Below are 15746 nucleotides of genomic sequence, written 5' to 3'. Positions count from 1 at the left end.
AATGAATAAAAGCATCAACACATGGATGGCAACTGCCGTCGCCTTGACGATCACAGCAGGCTCCGCCTTTGCCGATGTGACCATCGGCGTGACCATACCGACCACCGGGCCGGGTGCTGCGCTCGGCATTCCGCTCAAGCAATCGATCGAATTCTGGCCGGCTGATATTGATGGTGAAAAGCTGAAGGTCATCCTGCTCGACGATGCCGGCGATCCGTCCGTCGCAACCACCAATGCCCGGCGTTTTGCCAGTGACGACAAGGTCGATGTTATCGTCGGTTCGGCGCTGACGCCGGCAGCCATTGCCGTCGCCGGCGTTGCCAATGAGACGGAGGTTCCGCATTTCGCGCTGTCGCCGATCCCGCCGACGGCAACGAAGAAATGGAACTTCGTCATGCCGCAATTTTCCACGGTTCTGGTGAAGAGCATGTTTGCGCGCATGCAGAAGGACGGCATCAAACGTGTCGCCTTTATCGGTTTTGCCGATTCCTACGGCCAACAATGGGTCGACGCGCTGAAGGCCACCGGTAAGGACTACGGCCTCGAACTGGTCGCGGAGGAGCGTTATGCGCGCGCCGACACGTCCGTTTCCGGTCAGGTGCTGAAGTCGCTTGCGGCACGCCCGGACGCCATCTTCATCGGCGCTTCCGGCACGGGCGCCGCCCTGCCCCAGATCGGCGTGCGCGAGCGCGGTTTCACGGGCAAGGTCTACGTCGTTTCCGGCGCCGTCACCTTCGATTTCCTGCGCATTGCCGGCAAGGCCGTCGACAATACCGTGTTTGCGTCCGGTCCGGTCATGGTAGCGGAAGATCAACCGGACAGCGCGCCGACCAAACAGGAAGGCCTCGCTTATCTCAAGGCTTTCGAAGCCAAGTTCGGCCCCAACACCCGCACCCAGTTCGGTTCGCATGTCTGGGATGTCATGGTGATCCTCAAGAAGGCCGTTCCGGTGGCGTTGAAAAAGGCAAAGCCCGGCACTGCCGAATTCCGCGCCGCCCTCCGCGACGCCATTGAGACCAGCGGCCCGTACAACGCCACCCACGGCGTCTACGAATTCACCGCTGACAATCATTACGGGCTCGACCAGCGCGGGGTCGTGTTGCTGACGGCGGCCGACGGCAAGTTCGTGTTGCTGCCGGACAATAAATAAAGCTCCACGTTCAAGACGGGCCGGGAGCCTTCTCCCGGCTCGAACGCGCAGCCGCAGACCCGGCGAGCCCGATGACGGTTCGCCGGTCATCGAAAATGCCCATCTCGCATCACGCAAGGCCAAACCAAAGGGTGTATTTTGGACGCGACAATTGCCACTTTCCTGATCCAGGACGGCGTCACCAACGGCGCGATCTATGCGCTGCTGGGCCTTGCCATCGTTCTGGTTTTCTCGGTCACGCGGGTGATCTTCATTCCGCAGGGTGAGTTCGTCGCCCATGGCGCTTTGACCCTGGCGTTGCTGGATGCCGGCCGTGTGCCGGGCACGCTGAACCTGCTGCTGTGTATGGGCGTCGTCGCTCTTCTGCTGGATCTGTGGGCAATGTGGCGGGATATGCACCTTCCGCGACTGTTGCGGGCACTTGCCGTCAACCTTGCCCTGCCCGGCGCGATTTACGGGCTCGTCGCAATTCTGGCGCCCATGCAGCTCCCCTCTTTCCTGCGTGCCATGATTACCATCGCGATCATCGCGCCCATGGGATATTACGTCTATCGCATCGCCTACCGGCCGCTTTCCGATGCTTCCGTTCTCGTTCTGCTGATTGCCTCCGTCGGTGTGCATCTGGCGTTGATGGGCCTCGGGCTCGCTTTCTTCGGTCCGGAAGGCCTGCGCGCGGCGGCGCTCAGTGATGGTGGTTTCACACTGGGGCCAATGCTCGTCACCGCCCAGAGCATTTTCATCTATCTCGCGACCATCCTCGTCATGATCGGTCTTTACCTGTTTTTCGAAAAGACATTGCTCGGCAAGGCGCTGAAAGCAACGGCGATCAACCGGCTCGGCGCCCGTCTCGTCGGTGTTCGCACGGAACTCACCGGCGTCACCGCCTTTGTGCTGGCCGCAGCCATAGCCGCGATTTCCGGCGTATTGATCGGGCCGATCACGACCATCTTCTACGATACGGGCTTCCTCATCGGTCTCAAGGGTTTTGTCGCGGCCATTCTCGGTGGCATGGCGAGCTTTCCCGTCACCGCGATTGCGGCTGTCGGCGTTGGCCTCATCGAGGCTTTCGCCTCCTTTTTCGCAAGCGACTTCAAGGAGATCATCGTGTTCGGCCTCATCGTGCCCGTCCTGATCTGGCTTTCCTTCGGCGCCAGCCATCACGAGGAGGAGTGACATGACCTTGGGTAAACATCTTTATCCTGCGGTAGCTGCGCTTCTTCTCGTCGCCGCCTTTCCGCTTCTGCCTGTTCCGCCCTTCTGGGTGACGCTCGCCAACAATATCGGCCTTGCTTCGCTTGTCGCCATCGGGCTCGTGCTGTTGACCGGCGTCGGCGGCATGACCTCTTTCGGTCAGGCAGCATTCTGTGGTTTCGGCGCCTATACAACGGCGGTTCTGACCTCTGCCTACGGCTTCTCGCCCTGGCTGACCTTGCCGCTGTCCCTCCTCGTCGGCGCGGTTGTCGCCCTGCCGCTGGGCTTGATGACGGTTCGGCTATCTGGCCACTACCTGCCGCTTGGCACCATCGCCTGGGGTCTTGCGATTTATTACCTGTTCGGCCGCATCGAACTTCTCGGCCGTTATGACGGAATTTCAGGCATACCGCCGCTATCGCTTGGCGGCGAAGCGCTGATGAGCAGCAGTTCGATCTATTACATCATCTGGATCTTCGTCATCGCGGTGGCGATCGGCGCACAGAACCTGCTCGACAGTCGCGTCGGGCGCGGCATTCGCGCCCTGCGCGGCGGTTCGCAGGCGGCGGAGGCCTTCGGTGTCAATATCGAGCGCGCCAAGCTTACCGTCTTCGTGTTTGCGGCCGTGGTGGCGGCGCTTTCCGGCTGGCTTTACGCCCATATGCAGCGATCGATCAACCCGACGCCCTTCGGCCTCGACATGGGCATCACCTATATGCTGATGGCCGTGGTGGGCGGCTCCGGCCGTGTCGCCGGCGCGATCTTCGGCGCAAGTGTCGTGCTGGTGTTGAAGGAGGTGCTGCAACGGGTACTGCCCGGCCTTCTCGGCACATCGGTCAATTTCGAAATGATCGTGTTCGGGGTGCTGCTCGTCCTTATCCTGCAGCTTTCCCGTGATGGTCTCTGGCCGCTTCTGGAAAGATACCTGCCCGCGCGGCCGCCCCGCACCATCCGGCGTGATGGCGAAGCGTTGGACAGACGCCCCATGCCGCAAACGGGCAGCCCGCTGGTGCGGGTCGACAGGGTCCGCAAGGCCTTTGGCGGGCTGACAGCGGTCAATGATGTCAGCTTCGACATCACGGCCGGGCAGATCATCGGCCTGATCGGCCCGAACGGCGCCGGCAAGAGCACCACCTTCAACCTTATCACCGGCATCCTCAACCTGTCCGGTGGAGAAGTCACCTATCAGGGACAAAGGTTGTCGGGCCTCAATCCGCGGCTGATCGCACGACGAGGCATTGCCAGAACCTTCCAGCACGCCAAGGTGCTGCCGACCATGTCTGTTCTGGAGAACGTGGCCCTCGGCGCACATCTGCGCGGCAATGCGGGCATGTTCCGCAGCTTCTTCCGGCTCGAACGCGGTCAGGAGCGGGCGCTACTTGCCGAAGCCGCCGACCAGCTTGACCGCGTCGGCCTCGGCGCCCATCGCGACCGTCCGGCCGGCGACCTCGCGCTCGGGCAGATCCGTATCCTTGAAATTGCCCGCGCGCTCTGCCTCAACCCGACCCTGCTGTTGCTCGATGAACCAGCGGCAGGCCTGCGCCACGGCGAAAAACAGGAGCTGGGCGATCTCCTGAAAAAACTGCGGGCCGAAGGTGTGAGCGTGCTGCTCGTCGAGCACGACATGGGCTTCGTCATGGGGCTGGTCGATCATATCGTCGTGCTGGACTTCGGCACGTTGATCGCCGAAGGCAAGCCTGCGGATATAAGGCAACATCCGGCCGTGATCGCGGCCTATCTCGGGGGTGCGGCGTGAGCGGAAATCTACTCGATATCAGGGACATCCATGTCGCTTACGGTCGCGCCGAGGTGGTGCATGGCATATCGCTTTCCATGGCCGCAGGTAGCATCGTCACCGTCATCGGGGCGAATGGGGCCGGCAAGACGACGCTGCTCAACGCCATCATGGGCGTGATCCCCTCGCGCGGGACCATTCTTTACGACGGCGCGCCGGTGCCCGATACCATCGAGGGCCGGGTTGCCGCCGGCCTTTGTCTGGTGCCGGAAAAGCGCGAATTGTTCGGATCGATGACGGTCGAGGACAATATCGAACTCGGCGGTTTCCTGCGCTCACGCCAGGAGCGCAACGAAACCCGTGAAGAGGTCCATGCACTCTTCCCGCGCCTTCGCGAGCGCAGCAAGCAGCTTGCCGGAACGCTTTCCGGCGGCGAAAGGCAGATGCTGGCGCTCGCCCGGGCACTGATGAGCCGGCCGAGACTGCTGCTGCTGGATGAGCCAAGCCTCGGGCTTGCGCCGTTGATCGTCGCCGAAATCCTGCGCATCGTCGCCGAACTGCGCCGTACCGGCGTCTCCATCCTGCTGGTCGAACAGAACGCCCGCGCCGCGCTTGAAATCGCCGACGAGGCCTATCTCGTTGAGCTCGGCGAGGTCCGCCGCTCAGGTCCTGCCGCTGAACTCGCCGTCGATCCGGCACTGATGGCAAGCTATCTCGGCCCCGGTGAACACGCCGTCTAGAGAGCCCTCCCTCCGGATGAGAACGGGTTCCCGTCGCTGAGGGACGGACTGGTCATGATGCGCTGATGCCTGAAACACAGCGTTGCCTTCACATGCACATTTCAGGCAGCGGTTTGATTGACCAGAAGAGCAAAACCGACGACCGCATGCTCACGGGGTGATGTCGGAGATATCCACCGATACGGGTGTGTGCAGCGGGTAAAGGACGGTGTCTCCACCACGTCCCGTCTGCCACATCGTCATGGCGAATCTGCCGGAGGGCGCAAGCGGCGTCAGCCTGTGATGCATGACACCGTGACGATAGGTGACGATCTGGCTGGGGCTTGCCAGAAAGGCCTTTATGGTGGATTCGTCCGGCATCCCGTCCTCACCTGCTTCGCAAACCACGATCAGAGATGACGACTGGTCGAGCGGCAGAAAAGTCTGGCTGGAGAATGGATGTATTTCCATTTGCGAAATGACCGGCGAACCCGACATCGCCTTCGCCTGTACGAGTTGAAGCACTGGTGTTTTTGCTTCGCCGGTTCCCTCATAGGCATCCGCAAGCGACACCAGATTTTCAAGTTCGGAGATGTCGGCGACAGAGCCGTAGGGCGCGAAGGCTTCCGCTGTCAGCGGCCTGGCGGTAACGGTCTTCATCAGGCTGCTCCGCTGAAGGCAAGCTGCACTTTCATGCTTTTTGCGCGGTCACCGGCAAGATCGAAAGCCTCGCGGGCCTGATCGAACGGCAATGTGGCGCTGATCAAAGGCTTAACGTCGATCAGGCCACGTCCCATCATATTCACCGCCTGGGCAAATTCCTCGTGGAAGCGGAACGTTCCGCGCAGCTGCAGCTCTTTGGCAACGATGAGGTTCATCGGAATGGTGAAGTCTCCGCCAAGACCGAGCTGGACGATAATACCGCCCGGCCGGAGCAGATCCAGCGCCGGGACAAGTGCCGCCTGATTGCCGGAGGCTTCGAACAGGACGTCGAAGACGCCTTTTTCAAATCGGTATTTTTCAAGCATGTCGGCATCGCGCAGGATGTTGACGGCTTCATCCGCGCCGATACGTCGCACCAGATCGAGCGGTGCATCGGCGACATCGGTAACGACGATATGCGCCGCGCCGGCAAGACGGGCAACGAGCAGGCTCAGCATGCCGATCGGTCCGGCGCCGGTTATCAGCACCGTCTTGCCCAGAAGCGATCCGGCCTGACGCGCGGCATGGAGGCACACGGCCAAGGGCTCGGCCATGGCTGCCTCACCCATGGAAAGTCCGTCGGCGATCTCTACCGGTTGCGTTGAATGGACCGTCACGACTTCACGGAAACCGCCCTGAACATGGGGGGAGCGCATGGCGCTGCCCATGAAGCGCATGTCCAGGCACTGGTTCTGCCTGCCCTGAGCGCAATAGCGGCAGGTGCCGCAAGGCAGGCTCGGATTGACGGCCACGCGCATGCCGGGCACGAGATGTGAGACCGAACTGCCCGCTTCAACCACCGTGCCGGCAAACTCATGACCGAGCGCCATCGGCTCGCGAACGCGCACCGTACCGAAGCCACCATGGTTGTAATAATGCAGATCCGAGCCGCAAATTCCGCCGACGGCAACGGCCACCCGCACCTCGTCCGCGGCAAGTGGCTGGCCAGCAACGTCCTCTACCCGCAGGTCTTTTGCTGCATGAATGACGACTCCGCGCATGCGCGTCTCCTCCCGTCAATTTCTGTTGGTATCAAGGATGGCGGCGGTTCTAGAGAACCGACAGCATTCCACCGTCGACATAGATTATCTGGCCATTGACGTAGTCGGAGGCCGAAGCAGACAGGAACACGGCGGTTCCGACAAGTTCCTGCGGCTTGCCCCAGCGTTTCGCGGGCGTGCGCGCCTTCACCCAGGCGTCGAATTCCGGATTGTCGATCAATGCCTGATTCATGTCGGTCAGCATGTAGCCGGGGCCGATGGCGTTGGCCTGTATGCCATATTGCGCCCATTCCGCCGCCATGGCGCGGGTCAGCATCTTGATGCCGCCCTTGGCTACGGTGTAGGGCGCCACCGTCGCGCGGGCCAGTTCGCTGGTCAGCGAGCCGATATTGACGATCTTGCCATATCCTCGCGGGATCATCCGTTTTGCCGCCTCGCGGCCAATCATGAAGGCGCTTGTGAGGTTGGTGTCGATCACCCGCTGCCAGTCCGCCGTCTCCAGCTCGATCATCGGTTTGCGGAACTGGATGCCGGCATTGTTGACGAGAATATCGACCTCTATCCCCTGCTCATCAAGCCTGGCGAAAGCCTCAATGATTTCGCTTTCGGAGGTGACGTCAAAGGCGACCGCCTCGGCATCATGGCCGGCATTGCGAAACTCCTGAACCGTTTGCGCGACACGCGACGGATCGGTGCCGTTAATGAGGATGCGTGCCCCCGCGACGGCAAGCCCTTCCGCCATTGCGCGGCCGAGGCCGCGTGAAGAACCGGTAACAAGCGCCGTGCGCCCGGAGAGATCGAAGATGGTCTGATTGCTCATAATGCCCCCCTCACAGCGTGCTGACGCGGACGGTCAGGTCCGGCCGATCGAAGACCTTGGGCAGCAATTCGGTGCCGAGGCCGGGTCCTTCCATCGGCAGCACGAAGCCGTTTTCGATCACGGGCAGATTTGTCACCAGCTCGCTGTACCAGCCGGTATAAAAAGCGCGGACCGACTCCTGGATCATGGTGTTGGTCTGTGAAAAAGAGGAATGAACGGCTGCGGCATAGGCGACGGGCCCGGTGCAATCATGCGGCGCGTAAGGGCGATGATAGGTATCGGCCAGTGCGGCGATCTTGCGGCCTTCGGTCAGACCGCCTGTCCAGACGAGGTCGGTCATGACGATGCCGATCGCGCCGGCTTCCAGCATGTCCTTATAGGGGAAACGGGAACCGAGCGTTTCCGAGGCACAGATCGGCACGCTGGTGGAGGCAGCGAGTTCCGAAAGGGCGGATACCGAGTTCATCCGTATCGGATCCTCGTACCAGGTCGGGTCGAAGGCCTCGAGTTCGCGGGCGATCTTCTTGATCGTCGGCAGATTCCAGAGGCTGTGAAACTCCACCATGATCTGCATGCGGTCACCCACACGTTTGCGTATCTGCTCGAACGGCAAAAGGGCTGCGCGCAGCTGCTCGCTGGTGATATAGCGTCCGTCGTTTTCGATGGCCGCGGGATCGAACGGCCAGATCTTCATGGCCGAAATGCCCTGCTCCAGCAGGTTTTCGGCAAGCGCGCCCGCATCCGTCATGAAAGCCTTGAGATCTTCATAGGGGCCTTCGGCATCGTCGCGAAAATTCCAGGTATCGACCGGCTTGATCTTGTTCGACCGCACGTAACCGTAACCGGCACAGGTGTTGTAGACGGGAATACGATCATGGCAGAGGCCGCCCAGCATCTGATGGACCGGCTGGTTGCAGACCTTGCCGAAAATATCCCACAGCGCCAGATCGATCGCCGAAGCAGCACGATATTCGGCACCGGTCGAGGCCTGCGCCATCGGCAAATTCACCAGTTCGCGGGAATGCGCCTCAATCCGCATCGGGTCGCGGCCAAGCAGGCGACCGGCGAGCACATCGTGGATATGAGCCTCGACCGCGCCTGCGCCATAGAAGGTCTCACCCAGCCCGATCACCCCGGCATCGGTGTGGATGCGCACCCAAAGCACATTTGAGAACTCTTCGGTCCGCAAAGTTTCGACAGACGTAATCTTCATTAGCTCCTCCGCGCGCCCACCTCGGTCGCGTCTCCCGATTGACTGACCAGCCTCCCAGCCAGTCTCGATCAGGACAATAATGTTGCTTGTAAAATTTCACAACATGTTTTATAGCGATTTATGTACTGAGTTTGTTGACCGCGACGGGAGGAGACCGGAGATGGCACGCAAGCAGACAAGGCCGGAATTGGTAAAAGACGGCGAAAAGCCGAAGCGGGCAAACCGCGTCAACTTCTTCGATCTCGCTTATGAGCGCATCGAGGAGCTGCTGATCAATTGCGAGCTGAAGCCAGGCCGGCAACTGACATTGCAGGAATTGCAGGACGCAACTGGGCTGGGCCGGACGCCGGTTCATAATGCCGTCAGCCGTCTCGCCGCCGATACGCTGCTGGTGGTGCTGCCCCGCCACGGTCTTAGGGTCGCGCCGATCGATCTGGCGCGTGAACGCCTGCTGCTACAGCTTCGCCGGGACATGGAACGCTTCGTCATGCGGCTGGCGGTAGAGCGGGCAAGTCTCTCCCATCGCAATCAGATGCTGCATATTGAACGTGCCCTGCGGGAACGGCGGGAGCAGATTACGCTCAGCGAATTCAACCTGCTCGACCGTCGGATTGACCAGATATTGCTGGCGGCGGCGAATGAACCCTTCCTCGAACATACCCTGCGGCCGCTGCACACGATCTATCGGCGCATCGGCTTTATTCACCACACGGTGACACATGGAAAATCCGACCTGACGCAGACGGTCGACTGCCATCTTTCGGTCCTGAATGCCGTCGCGAACCGCCATCTGGACACGGCGCTTGCCGCAACGGACGCACTGGTCGGCTTCGTCGATTCCATGTTCGATGAAATGGAAACGGGCATAGACCCTCGCCTGCTGGATTGCAGCATCGAACCGATTTTCAAGATTTGAAATAGCGGCGCCATTGGATGTCCGACATCCGTCCGCCACGAAGAAAGATTTCTGAAATACATATTTTACAATGACTTATGGCGCTCGGGAGGCGCCACCAAAAAGCTCAGGGAGGAGCATGGATGAGCAATATCGTAAAATCCTTGATTGCGGCCACAATGGCGACGGCGCTTGCATCCTGGGCAGCGCCTGCGCTCGCCAAGGACAAGATCACCTTCGCCGCCGCGGTTTTTGCGGAAGCCGGACGTGGCGACCGGGTCAAAGCCTGGATCCAGAAGTTCAACGAAAGTCAGGACAAGGTCGAAGTTGAACCCATCGCAATTCCGTTTTCCAGCCTCGCCAACACGGTCTTCACCCAGATGGGTGGCGGCGGCGGACCGGACCTCGTGCGCTTCGACCAGACCGATTTCTTCGCTGCCATTCCATCCGGGCGCCTGCTGCCACTCGATGATATGATCAGCGACAAAGATCACGAATTCCTGGGGCCGGACCGCTTCATGAAGGTGAAGGACGTCCGTTACGGTCTGCTGTTCGACACGACGGGTTATGCGCTGCTGTACAACAAGGACATCCTGCCGGAACCACCGAAGGATTTCGAAAGCTTCCTGAAAGCAGCCAAGGAGAAAACCAAGGACGGCGTGTATGGTTATGCCTACCGCGGCACAATGGCGGAGCGCGCCGGTTTCTGGCAGGATCTCTGCAACTACGTCTTCGGATTTGGCGGTCGCTGGAGCGACAAGGACGGCAAGCTCACGCTCAACAGCCCTGACGTCATCAAGGGCGTTACCGCCTACAAGCAGGTTTATGATGCCGCCGTGACGCCACGCGGCGCGGATGCGGCCACCTATCGCCGCATGTTCTGGGAAGGCAAGATCGCGATGAATGTCGATAATGGCGGCGTGGCGGCCATCTTCAACCAGAACGCCCCGCAGCTCAATTTCGCCGCAGCACCCTCGCCTTTCCCGGACAAGGCGCAGGGCCTCATCATGACCGCTCTTGTGGTCAACGCCAACACGAAGCACAAGGATGCTGCGGGCGCCTTCATCAAATGGGCCTATTCCCCCGAAAACCAGAAAGGCCTTCAGGCCGCAATGGGGACGGGTGTCGGCACCAAGATCGACATGTCTGCCGAAGAGCAGGCAAAGCGGCCATGGCTGAAGGTCTATGAAGGCCAGATGCAGAATGCACTTCCGCAGCTTGTGATGGGACATGAGGGCAAGACGCCCGAAATCCAGCAGATCGTGCTCGAGCAGGTATTGAAGGTGCTTCTCGAAAATGCCGATCCAAAGGACGCCATGGATCGCGCCCAAACGCTGGTGGAGCGACGCGTCCTTCGCTGAGATCGATGCGGAGGCTGTCTGATCGGCCTCCGCAACCCCGGCTCTATTTCCATCGAGGTCAGTTATGAAACGTGCCCAGCTCGCAGGAGCAAGGCTCGACGGTCATCCGTTGACTCCTTATCTCTTCGCCGCACCGGTCGGCATTTATCTCCTGCTGTTTCAGTTTTATCCGCTGGTCCAGCAGTTCTTCATGAGCTTCACCGCCACCGACCTGCTGACGCCCAACGTCAACCCGTTCGTCGGTATCGAGAATTATTCCTTCCTGATCGAGGATGGCGAATTGTGGAAGGTCCTGTGGATCACGGCGATCTATACCGTCGCCTGCGTGATCTTTGCCATCGGCACGGGTCTCGGTTCGGCCATGCTGCTCGATTCCCCCTTTTTCGGCCGGGGTATTGCCCGGGCGCTGATCACCGTTCCCTGGGCCGCGCCATCCGTTGCCGTCGCGCTGGTGTTCACCTGGATATTCAATTCGCAATACGGCATTTTCAACCGGGTTCTCACCGGTCTCGGCCTTCCCTTCGGCGGCGAGAACTGGCTCGACGATCCAAACCTCGCCCTGCCGGCCATCCTGCTCACCACCGTCTGGCAGATATTTCCCTTCTCCTCCGTGGTCATCCTTGCGGCGCTGCAGGGCGTGCCGCATGAGCTTAAAGAAGCTGCCGTCATCGATGGTGCGGACCGGCTCAACATCTTCAAGACCGCCACATGGCCAACCATACAGCCGACCGTGCTGATGCTGACGTTGTTCGTCACCATCTGGTCGCTGCGCCGCTTCGACCTCATCTGGCTGATGACGCAGGGCGGTCCGATCGGCGCGACCAACACACTCGTCATCGAGCTTTATCGCCAGGGTTTCGTCTATCGCGATCTCGGATCGGCGGCCTCCATCGGCATGATCGGCCTGTCGATCGCGCTTCTGGTCACCGTCATCTATTTCAAGGTCACCCGGATAACTGAACAGGCACAGGGGAAGCGTTGATGAACACCACAGGCAACGCCCACTTTGTTCGCATCCTCGCCGTCCTCTTCATGCTCGGCTTTGCGGCTTTTCCGATCTACTGGATGTTCGTCACGTCCATGACGCCGTCATCGGAACTCTTCGCGCCCTTTCCACGGCTCGTGCCTGATTGGTCGCAGCTTGGAATCTATCTCGAGGTTTTCGATACCATTCCGGTGACGACATGGCTGAAGAACAGCTTTCTGGTCGCCACAGGCACCACCGTCCTCAGCATCCTGCTTGCCGTCCTGCCGGCTTACGCCCTTTCCCGCTTCCGGTTTGCAGGACTTGCGATACTGGGCTTTGCATTGTTTGCGACGCAGATGCTGCCGGAAGCCATGCTTGTCGTGCCGCTCTATTCGATATTCGGCGATCTCAACCTGCTCAATACGATCCCTGGCCTCGTGCTGGCAAACACCGCCTTCGTGGTGCCTGTCATCACCTGGATCATCAAGGGTGCGATCGACGGCATTCCGATCGAGATCGAAGAAGCGGCAAGGGTCGATGGCTGCTCGCGTCTCGATATTGTGCTCGGCATCATCATTCCGCTGATTGCGCCGACGCTCGCTGCCGCTGCCGTCATCTCTTTCTTCCACGGCTGGAACGAATACGTCTTCGCGCAGACCCTGATCAGCAGTGAAAACCTCAGGACGGCTTCCGTCGGGCTCGCCAGTTTTGTCGGTGAGCTTTCCACGCCCATCCATTCCGTCATGGCAGTGGGGGTGATCTACACCCTGCCCGCCATCGTCTTTTACCTCTTTGCCCAACGCTACGTGGTCGCCGGAATGACCGCCGGCAGTGTCAAAGGCTGACAGGAAAACCAGATGCCCGCTATTGAACTCAATAATATCTCGAAGAAATTCGGTGCGAAGGAAGTCATTCGCGACATCAATGTCTCGATCGAAGAGGGAGATTTCCTCGTCCTTCTCGGCCCTTCCGGCTGTGGCAAATCCACGCTTTTGCGTATGCTCGCAGGCCTTGAGAGCATTTCCGGCGGTGAAATCCTGATCGGCGGCAGGCGGGTCGATCAATTGCCGCCCGGTGACCGCGATATCGCCTTCGTGTTTCAGTCTTACGCGCTTTACCCGCATCTTTCCGTGCGCAGGAACATGTCCTTCCCGCTGTTGATGCAGCAGTTTCGCTGGTGGCACCACCTGCCGATCATCGGCGGCCTGGCAAAACGCCGGATCGAGAAATCATCAAGCGTTGTCGAAAAAGTCGCAAGGATCGCAAAAATCCTCGGGCTGACGGAGATGCTAGATCGTTTCCCGCGCACGCTCTCCGGCGGACAGCGCCAGCGCGTCGCCCTCGGGCGGGCCATGGTGCGGGAGCCGGAAGTGTTCCTGATGGACGAGCCGCTCTCCAATCTGGACGCCAAGCTTCGAACCTCCATGCGTTCGGAAATCTCGCGGCTGCACCAGGAGATCGGTGGAACCTTCGTCTACGTGACGCATGACCAAGTCGAAGCCATGACCATGGGCACAAAAATCGCCCTGATGCGCGACGGCATCATCCAGCAATTCGGAACGGCGCGCGAAATCTATACCGATCCGGCCAATACCTATGTCGCCCGCTTCATCGGCACGCCGCCGATGAACCTGATCGTCGCGGATAAAAAGCCTGATGGCCTCTTCATCGGCTCCACCCCCATCCGGGTGGATGCGCCACAGTCGGAGACGGCTTCCACCGTGTTGCTGGGTGTTCGGCCAAACGCCCTCTCCCTGACGACGGAGCCGACCGAGGCCTCCCTGCGGGGCGAGGTCGTGATGGTCGAACATATCGGCGCAGATTCGATCATCGCCGTTCGCCTCAAAGACGGCCGCACCGCGCATGACGAGGACGGCGATATGGATGCGGTGATGGTGACCGTTCCCGGATATTGCACGCTTTCACTACGGCAGGAGGTTTCGCTGACGATCGATCCCGATCAGGCCATCCTGTTTTCGGCCGTGACGGGCGAGCGGATCCGGTCGTGATCGTGACCGGACCTGCACCAGCGCAACCATTTTTCAATCTCCAGAAATATCCGCAGCGGGGGAAATAGACATGTCAAAACGGATCGTTTTTCACGGCGAAAATGCCGCCTGTTTCAGCGATGACTTCACAAGCCTGGTGGAGGGCGGCGCGGAAATCGCTCTGCTGCCGGATCAACTCGTCACCGAGGAAGACCGCAACGCCTATCGCAACGCCGATATCATCGTCGGCGTCAAATTTGATGCATCGCTGCCGACGCCGGAGAGACTGACGCTGTTTCATGTGCCCGGCGCCGGTTATGACGCCGTCAACCTCGACCTGCTGCCGAAAAGCGCCGTCGTCTGCAACTGCTTTGGCCATGATCCTGCAATTGCCGAATATGTGTTTTCAGCCATTCTCAACCGTCATGTTCCGTTGCGCGATGCCGACAACAAATTGCGCGCCGGCCAATGGGCCTACTGGTCCGGTTCGACCGAGCGCCTGCACGATGAAATTGCCGGAAAAACCATCGGTCTTCTCGGCTTCGGCCATATAGGGAAGGCCATCGCGGTCCGCGCGAAGGCGTTCGGAATGCAGGTCAGCGTCGCCAATCGCAGCCGCGTGGAACCATCGGATCTGGTTGACCGCTCCTTCACACTGGATCAGCTCAACGAATTCTGGCCGACCGCAGATTTCATCGTCGTCTCCGTACCATTAACGGACACGACACGCGGGATCGTCGATGCGGAGGCATTCGCCGCGATGAAATCCGATGCCGTCATCATCAATGTCGGGCGCGGCCCGACCATAGACGAGCAGGCGCTTTATGACGCGCTGAAGGGCGGGACCATCGGCGGCGCGGTCATCGACACATGGTACGCCTATCCGTCACCAGACGCGCCGACAAAACAACCGTCTGCACTGCCATTCAATCAACTCGAGAACATCATCATGACGCCGCACATGTCCGGCTGGACCAGTGGAACCGTGCGGCGGCGTCAGCAGACGATCGCGGAAAACATCAATCGGCGGCTGCAGGGGCAAGACTGTATCAACATCGTCCGTACCGCGTCTGAATAGCAGATCACCGCATGGCCGGGAGGAGCCGGCCGTAAACCACAGCTCAATCAACCAGGGAGAGAGTGATGAGCATCTTTCAATCTTTTAAATCCGTTGCTGCCGCAATCGCGGTTTGTGCCGGTATCTTCACCGGTTTTTCGGCAAATGCACAGAGCGTCGATGACATCGTCAAGCGCGGCTCGGTGAAGATCGGCGTGCTGGTGGGTGCGCCGCCCTTCGGCTCGGTGGATGCGCAGGGAAATCCGGTCGGGTATGATGCCGATGTCGCAACGCTGATCGGCAAATATCTCGGCGTACCGGTTACGATGGTTCAGCTGACGCCGCCGTCGCGCATTCCGGCTCTGGAATCCGGCAAGGTTGACTTCCTTGTCGCGACGCTGGCGCCGACGCCGGAGCGCGCCAAGGCGGTGATGTTCACCAACCCCTACAGCGCCTTCCAGGTGGGGATCTATTCCCACAAGGATACCAAGATTGCAAAATGGGAAGACCTGAAAGGCATGACTGTCGGGGTCAATCGCGGATCGAGCGTCGAGCGCGAATTCGTCAACCGAGAGAAGGAACTTGGCCTGACGATCCTGCGCTTTGATGATGATGCGACGACCATGCAGGCTCTTTTCTCGGGTCAGGTGCAGGCGATCGCCGGGCCGGATGCGCAGGCCAACGCGGCCATCAAGCTGCGCGGCGATACGACGACGGAGATGAAATTCTTCTTCTCCATGCAGCCGAACTCGATGACCGTTCGCAAGGATGCCGTCGACCTGCATCAGTGGCTGAACAATACGATCTATTACATCAAGCAGAATGGAGAGCTGGACGCGATTGCCCGCAAATGGGTCGGCACGCCCCTGCCCGTTCTCCCGACATTCTGATCGGACGGCAAAACTCCGGCGCGCCCTTCCACAGGCGCGCCGGAACAGCTTATTCGG

15 protein-coding genes are annotated in these 15746 nt (G+C 60.1%); 11 read left to right on the top strand and 4 right to left on the bottom strand.

Going from position 1 to position 15746, the window contains the following annotated elements:
• The first annotated feature begins 1 nt into the window (after position 1).
• From NYR50_RS05230 to NYR50_RS05215, 4 genes are all read left to right on the top strand, one after another.
• Positions 2–1150, top strand: a complete 1149-nt coding sequence (locus NYR50_RS05230; RefSeq protein ID WP_418136982.1) for an ABC transporter substrate-binding protein — start codon at positions 2–4, stop codon at positions 1148–1150.
• 138 nt (positions 1151–1288) lie between these two features.
• The gene (locus NYR50_RS05225) at positions 1289–2323 is read left to right on the top strand and encodes a branched-chain amino acid ABC transporter permease (protein WP_258113917.1); all 1035 of its coding nucleotides are present in this window, start codon (positions 1289–1291) and stop codon (positions 2321–2323) included.
• Position 2324: 1 nt separating this feature from the next.
• Positions 2325–4097: an ABC transporter permease subunit gene (locus tag NYR50_RS05220; RefSeq protein WP_258113918.1), complete on the top strand. Its 1773-nt coding sequence runs from the start codon at positions 2325–2327 to the stop codon at positions 4095–4097.
• On the top strand, positions 4094–4816 hold the full coding sequence (locus NYR50_RS05215) for an ABC transporter ATP-binding protein (protein WP_006312503.1): 723 nt from the start codon (positions 4094–4096) through the stop codon (positions 4814–4816). The genes NYR50_RS05220 and NYR50_RS05215 overlap by 4 nt, the downstream gene beginning before the upstream one ends.
• A gap of 150 nt (positions 4817–4966) precedes the next feature.
• Here the strand turns inward: NYR50_RS05215 and NYR50_RS05210 are convergent, their stop codons facing one another.
• The 4 genes from NYR50_RS05210 to NYR50_RS05195 are packed head-to-tail and all read right to left on the bottom strand — an operon-like array spanning position 4967 to position 8531.
• A complete protein-coding gene (locus tag NYR50_RS05210; RefSeq protein ID WP_010971600.1) occupies positions 4967–5455 on the bottom strand; it encodes an ureidoglycolate lyase in 489 nt (162 codons plus the stop codon).
• Positions 5455–6498: an L-idonate 5-dehydrogenase gene (locus NYR50_RS05205; RefSeq protein WP_418136981.1), complete on the bottom strand. Its 1044-nt coding sequence runs from the start codon at positions 6496–6498 to the stop codon at positions 5455–5457. The genes NYR50_RS05210 and NYR50_RS05205 overlap by 1 nt, the downstream gene beginning before the upstream one ends.
• A gap of 49 nt (positions 6499–6547) precedes the next feature.
• Complete coding sequence (locus tag NYR50_RS05200; protein WP_418136980.1) at positions 6548–7318, bottom strand: SDR family oxidoreductase; 771 nt, start codon at positions 7316–7318, stop codon at positions 6548–6550.
• A gap of 10 nt (positions 7319–7328) precedes the next feature.
• Positions 7329–8531 (bottom strand): mandelate racemase/muconate lactonizing enzyme family protein, encoded by a 1203-nt coding sequence (locus NYR50_RS05195; RefSeq protein WP_121690257.1) that lies wholly within the window; start codon positions 8529–8531, stop codon positions 7329–7331.
• Positions 8532–8691: 160 nt separating this feature from the next.
• On the opposite strand from NYR50_RS05195, the gene NYR50_RS05190 reads away from it, so the two are divergent.
• The 7 genes from NYR50_RS05190 to NYR50_RS05160 all read left to right on the top strand — a co-directional run bounded on the left by NYR50_RS05190 (position 8692) and on the right by NYR50_RS05160 (position 15689).
• The gene (locus NYR50_RS05190; protein WP_174008341.1) at positions 8692–9447 is read left to right on the top strand and encodes a GntR family transcriptional regulator; all 756 of its coding nucleotides are present in this window, start codon (positions 8692–8694) and stop codon (positions 9445–9447) included.
• 122 nt (positions 9448–9569) lie between these two features.
• Positions 9570–10787 carry an ABC transporter substrate-binding protein gene (locus NYR50_RS05185; protein WP_418136979.1) on the top strand — a complete coding sequence of 406 codons (1218 nt, stop codon included), beginning with the start codon at positions 9570–9572 and terminating at the stop codon, positions 10785–10787.
• Positions 10788–10851: 64 nt separating this feature from the next.
• Entirely contained in the window at positions 10852–11769 is a 918-nt protein-coding gene (locus NYR50_RS05180; protein WP_418136978.1) for a carbohydrate ABC transporter permease, read from the top strand.
• Positions 11769–12599: a carbohydrate ABC transporter permease gene (locus NYR50_RS05175; protein ID WP_035256603.1), complete on the top strand. Its 831-nt coding sequence runs from the start codon at positions 11769–11771 to the stop codon at positions 12597–12599. Before NYR50_RS05180 ends, NYR50_RS05175 begins: the two co-directional genes overlap by 1 nt.
• A 12-nt stretch (positions 12600–12611) precedes the next feature.
• Positions 12612–13763: an ABC transporter ATP-binding protein gene (locus NYR50_RS05170; RefSeq protein WP_418136977.1), complete on the top strand. Its 1152-nt coding sequence runs from the start codon at positions 12612–12614 to the stop codon at positions 13761–13763.
• A 70-nt stretch (positions 13764–13833) separates the two neighbouring features.
• Entirely contained in the window at positions 13834–14820 is a 987-nt protein-coding gene (locus NYR50_RS05165) for a 2-hydroxyacid dehydrogenase (RefSeq protein WP_418136976.1), read from the top strand.
• 65 nt (positions 14821–14885) lie between these two features.
• The gene (locus NYR50_RS05160; protein WP_418136975.1) at positions 14886–15689 is read left to right on the top strand and encodes a transporter substrate-binding domain-containing protein; all 804 of its coding nucleotides are present in this window, start codon (positions 14886–14888) and stop codon (positions 15687–15689) included.
• The last annotated feature ends 57 nt before the right edge of the window (positions 15690–15746 follow it).

Source organism: Agrobacterium sp. El2ro-1b (assembly GCF_048298475.1).
GTDB lineage: Bacteria > Pseudomonadota > Alphaproteobacteria > Rhizobiales > Rhizobiaceae > Agrobacterium > Agrobacterium fabrum.
Note: the sequence above shows the minus strand (reverse complement) of the source record. Positions and strands in the feature narration are given on the sequence as shown.

Coding starts and splice junctions, on each gene's coding strand:
- NYR50_RS05230 (WP_418136982.1), top strand. CDS start 2: ATGAATAAAAGCATCAACACATGGATGGCAACTGCCGTCGCCTTGACG.
- NYR50_RS05220 (WP_258113918.1), top strand. CDS start 2,325: ATGACCTTGGGTAAACATCTTTATCCTGCGGTAGCTGCGCTTCTTCTC.
- NYR50_RS05210 (WP_010971600.1), bottom strand. CDS start 5,455: ATGAAGACCGTTACCGCCAGGCCGCTGACAGCGGAAGCCTTCGCGCCC.
- NYR50_RS05205 (WP_418136981.1), bottom strand. CDS start 6,498: ATGCGCGGAGTCGTCATTCATGCAGCAAAAGACCTGCGGGTAGAGGAC.
- NYR50_RS05200 (WP_418136980.1), bottom strand. CDS start 7,318: ATGAGCAATCAGACCATCTTCGATCTCTCCGGGCGCACGGCGCTTGTT.
- NYR50_RS05195 (WP_121690257.1), bottom strand. CDS start 8,531: ATGAAGATTACGTCTGTCGAAACTTTGCGGACCGAAGAGTTCTCAAAT.
- NYR50_RS05190 (WP_174008341.1), top strand. CDS start 8,692: ATGGCACGCAAGCAGACAAGGCCGGAATTGGTAAAAGACGGCGAAAAG.
- NYR50_RS05185 (WP_418136979.1), top strand. CDS start 9,570: ATGAGCAATATCGTAAAATCCTTGATTGCGGCCACAATGGCGACGGCG.
- NYR50_RS05180 (WP_418136978.1), top strand. CDS start 10,852: ATGAAACGTGCCCAGCTCGCAGGAGCAAGGCTCGACGGTCATCCGTTG.
- NYR50_RS05175 (WP_035256603.1), top strand. CDS start 11,769: ATGAACACCACAGGCAACGCCCACTTTGTTCGCATCCTCGCCGTCCTC.
- NYR50_RS05170 (WP_418136977.1), top strand. CDS start 12,612: ATGCCCGCTATTGAACTCAATAATATCTCGAAGAAATTCGGTGCGAAG.
- NYR50_RS05165 (WP_418136976.1), top strand. CDS start 13,834: ATGTCAAAACGGATCGTTTTTCACGGCGAAAATGCCGCCTGTTTCAGC.
- NYR50_RS05160 (WP_418136975.1), top strand. CDS start 14,886: ATGAGCATCTTTCAATCTTTTAAATCCGTTGCTGCCGCAATCGCGGTT.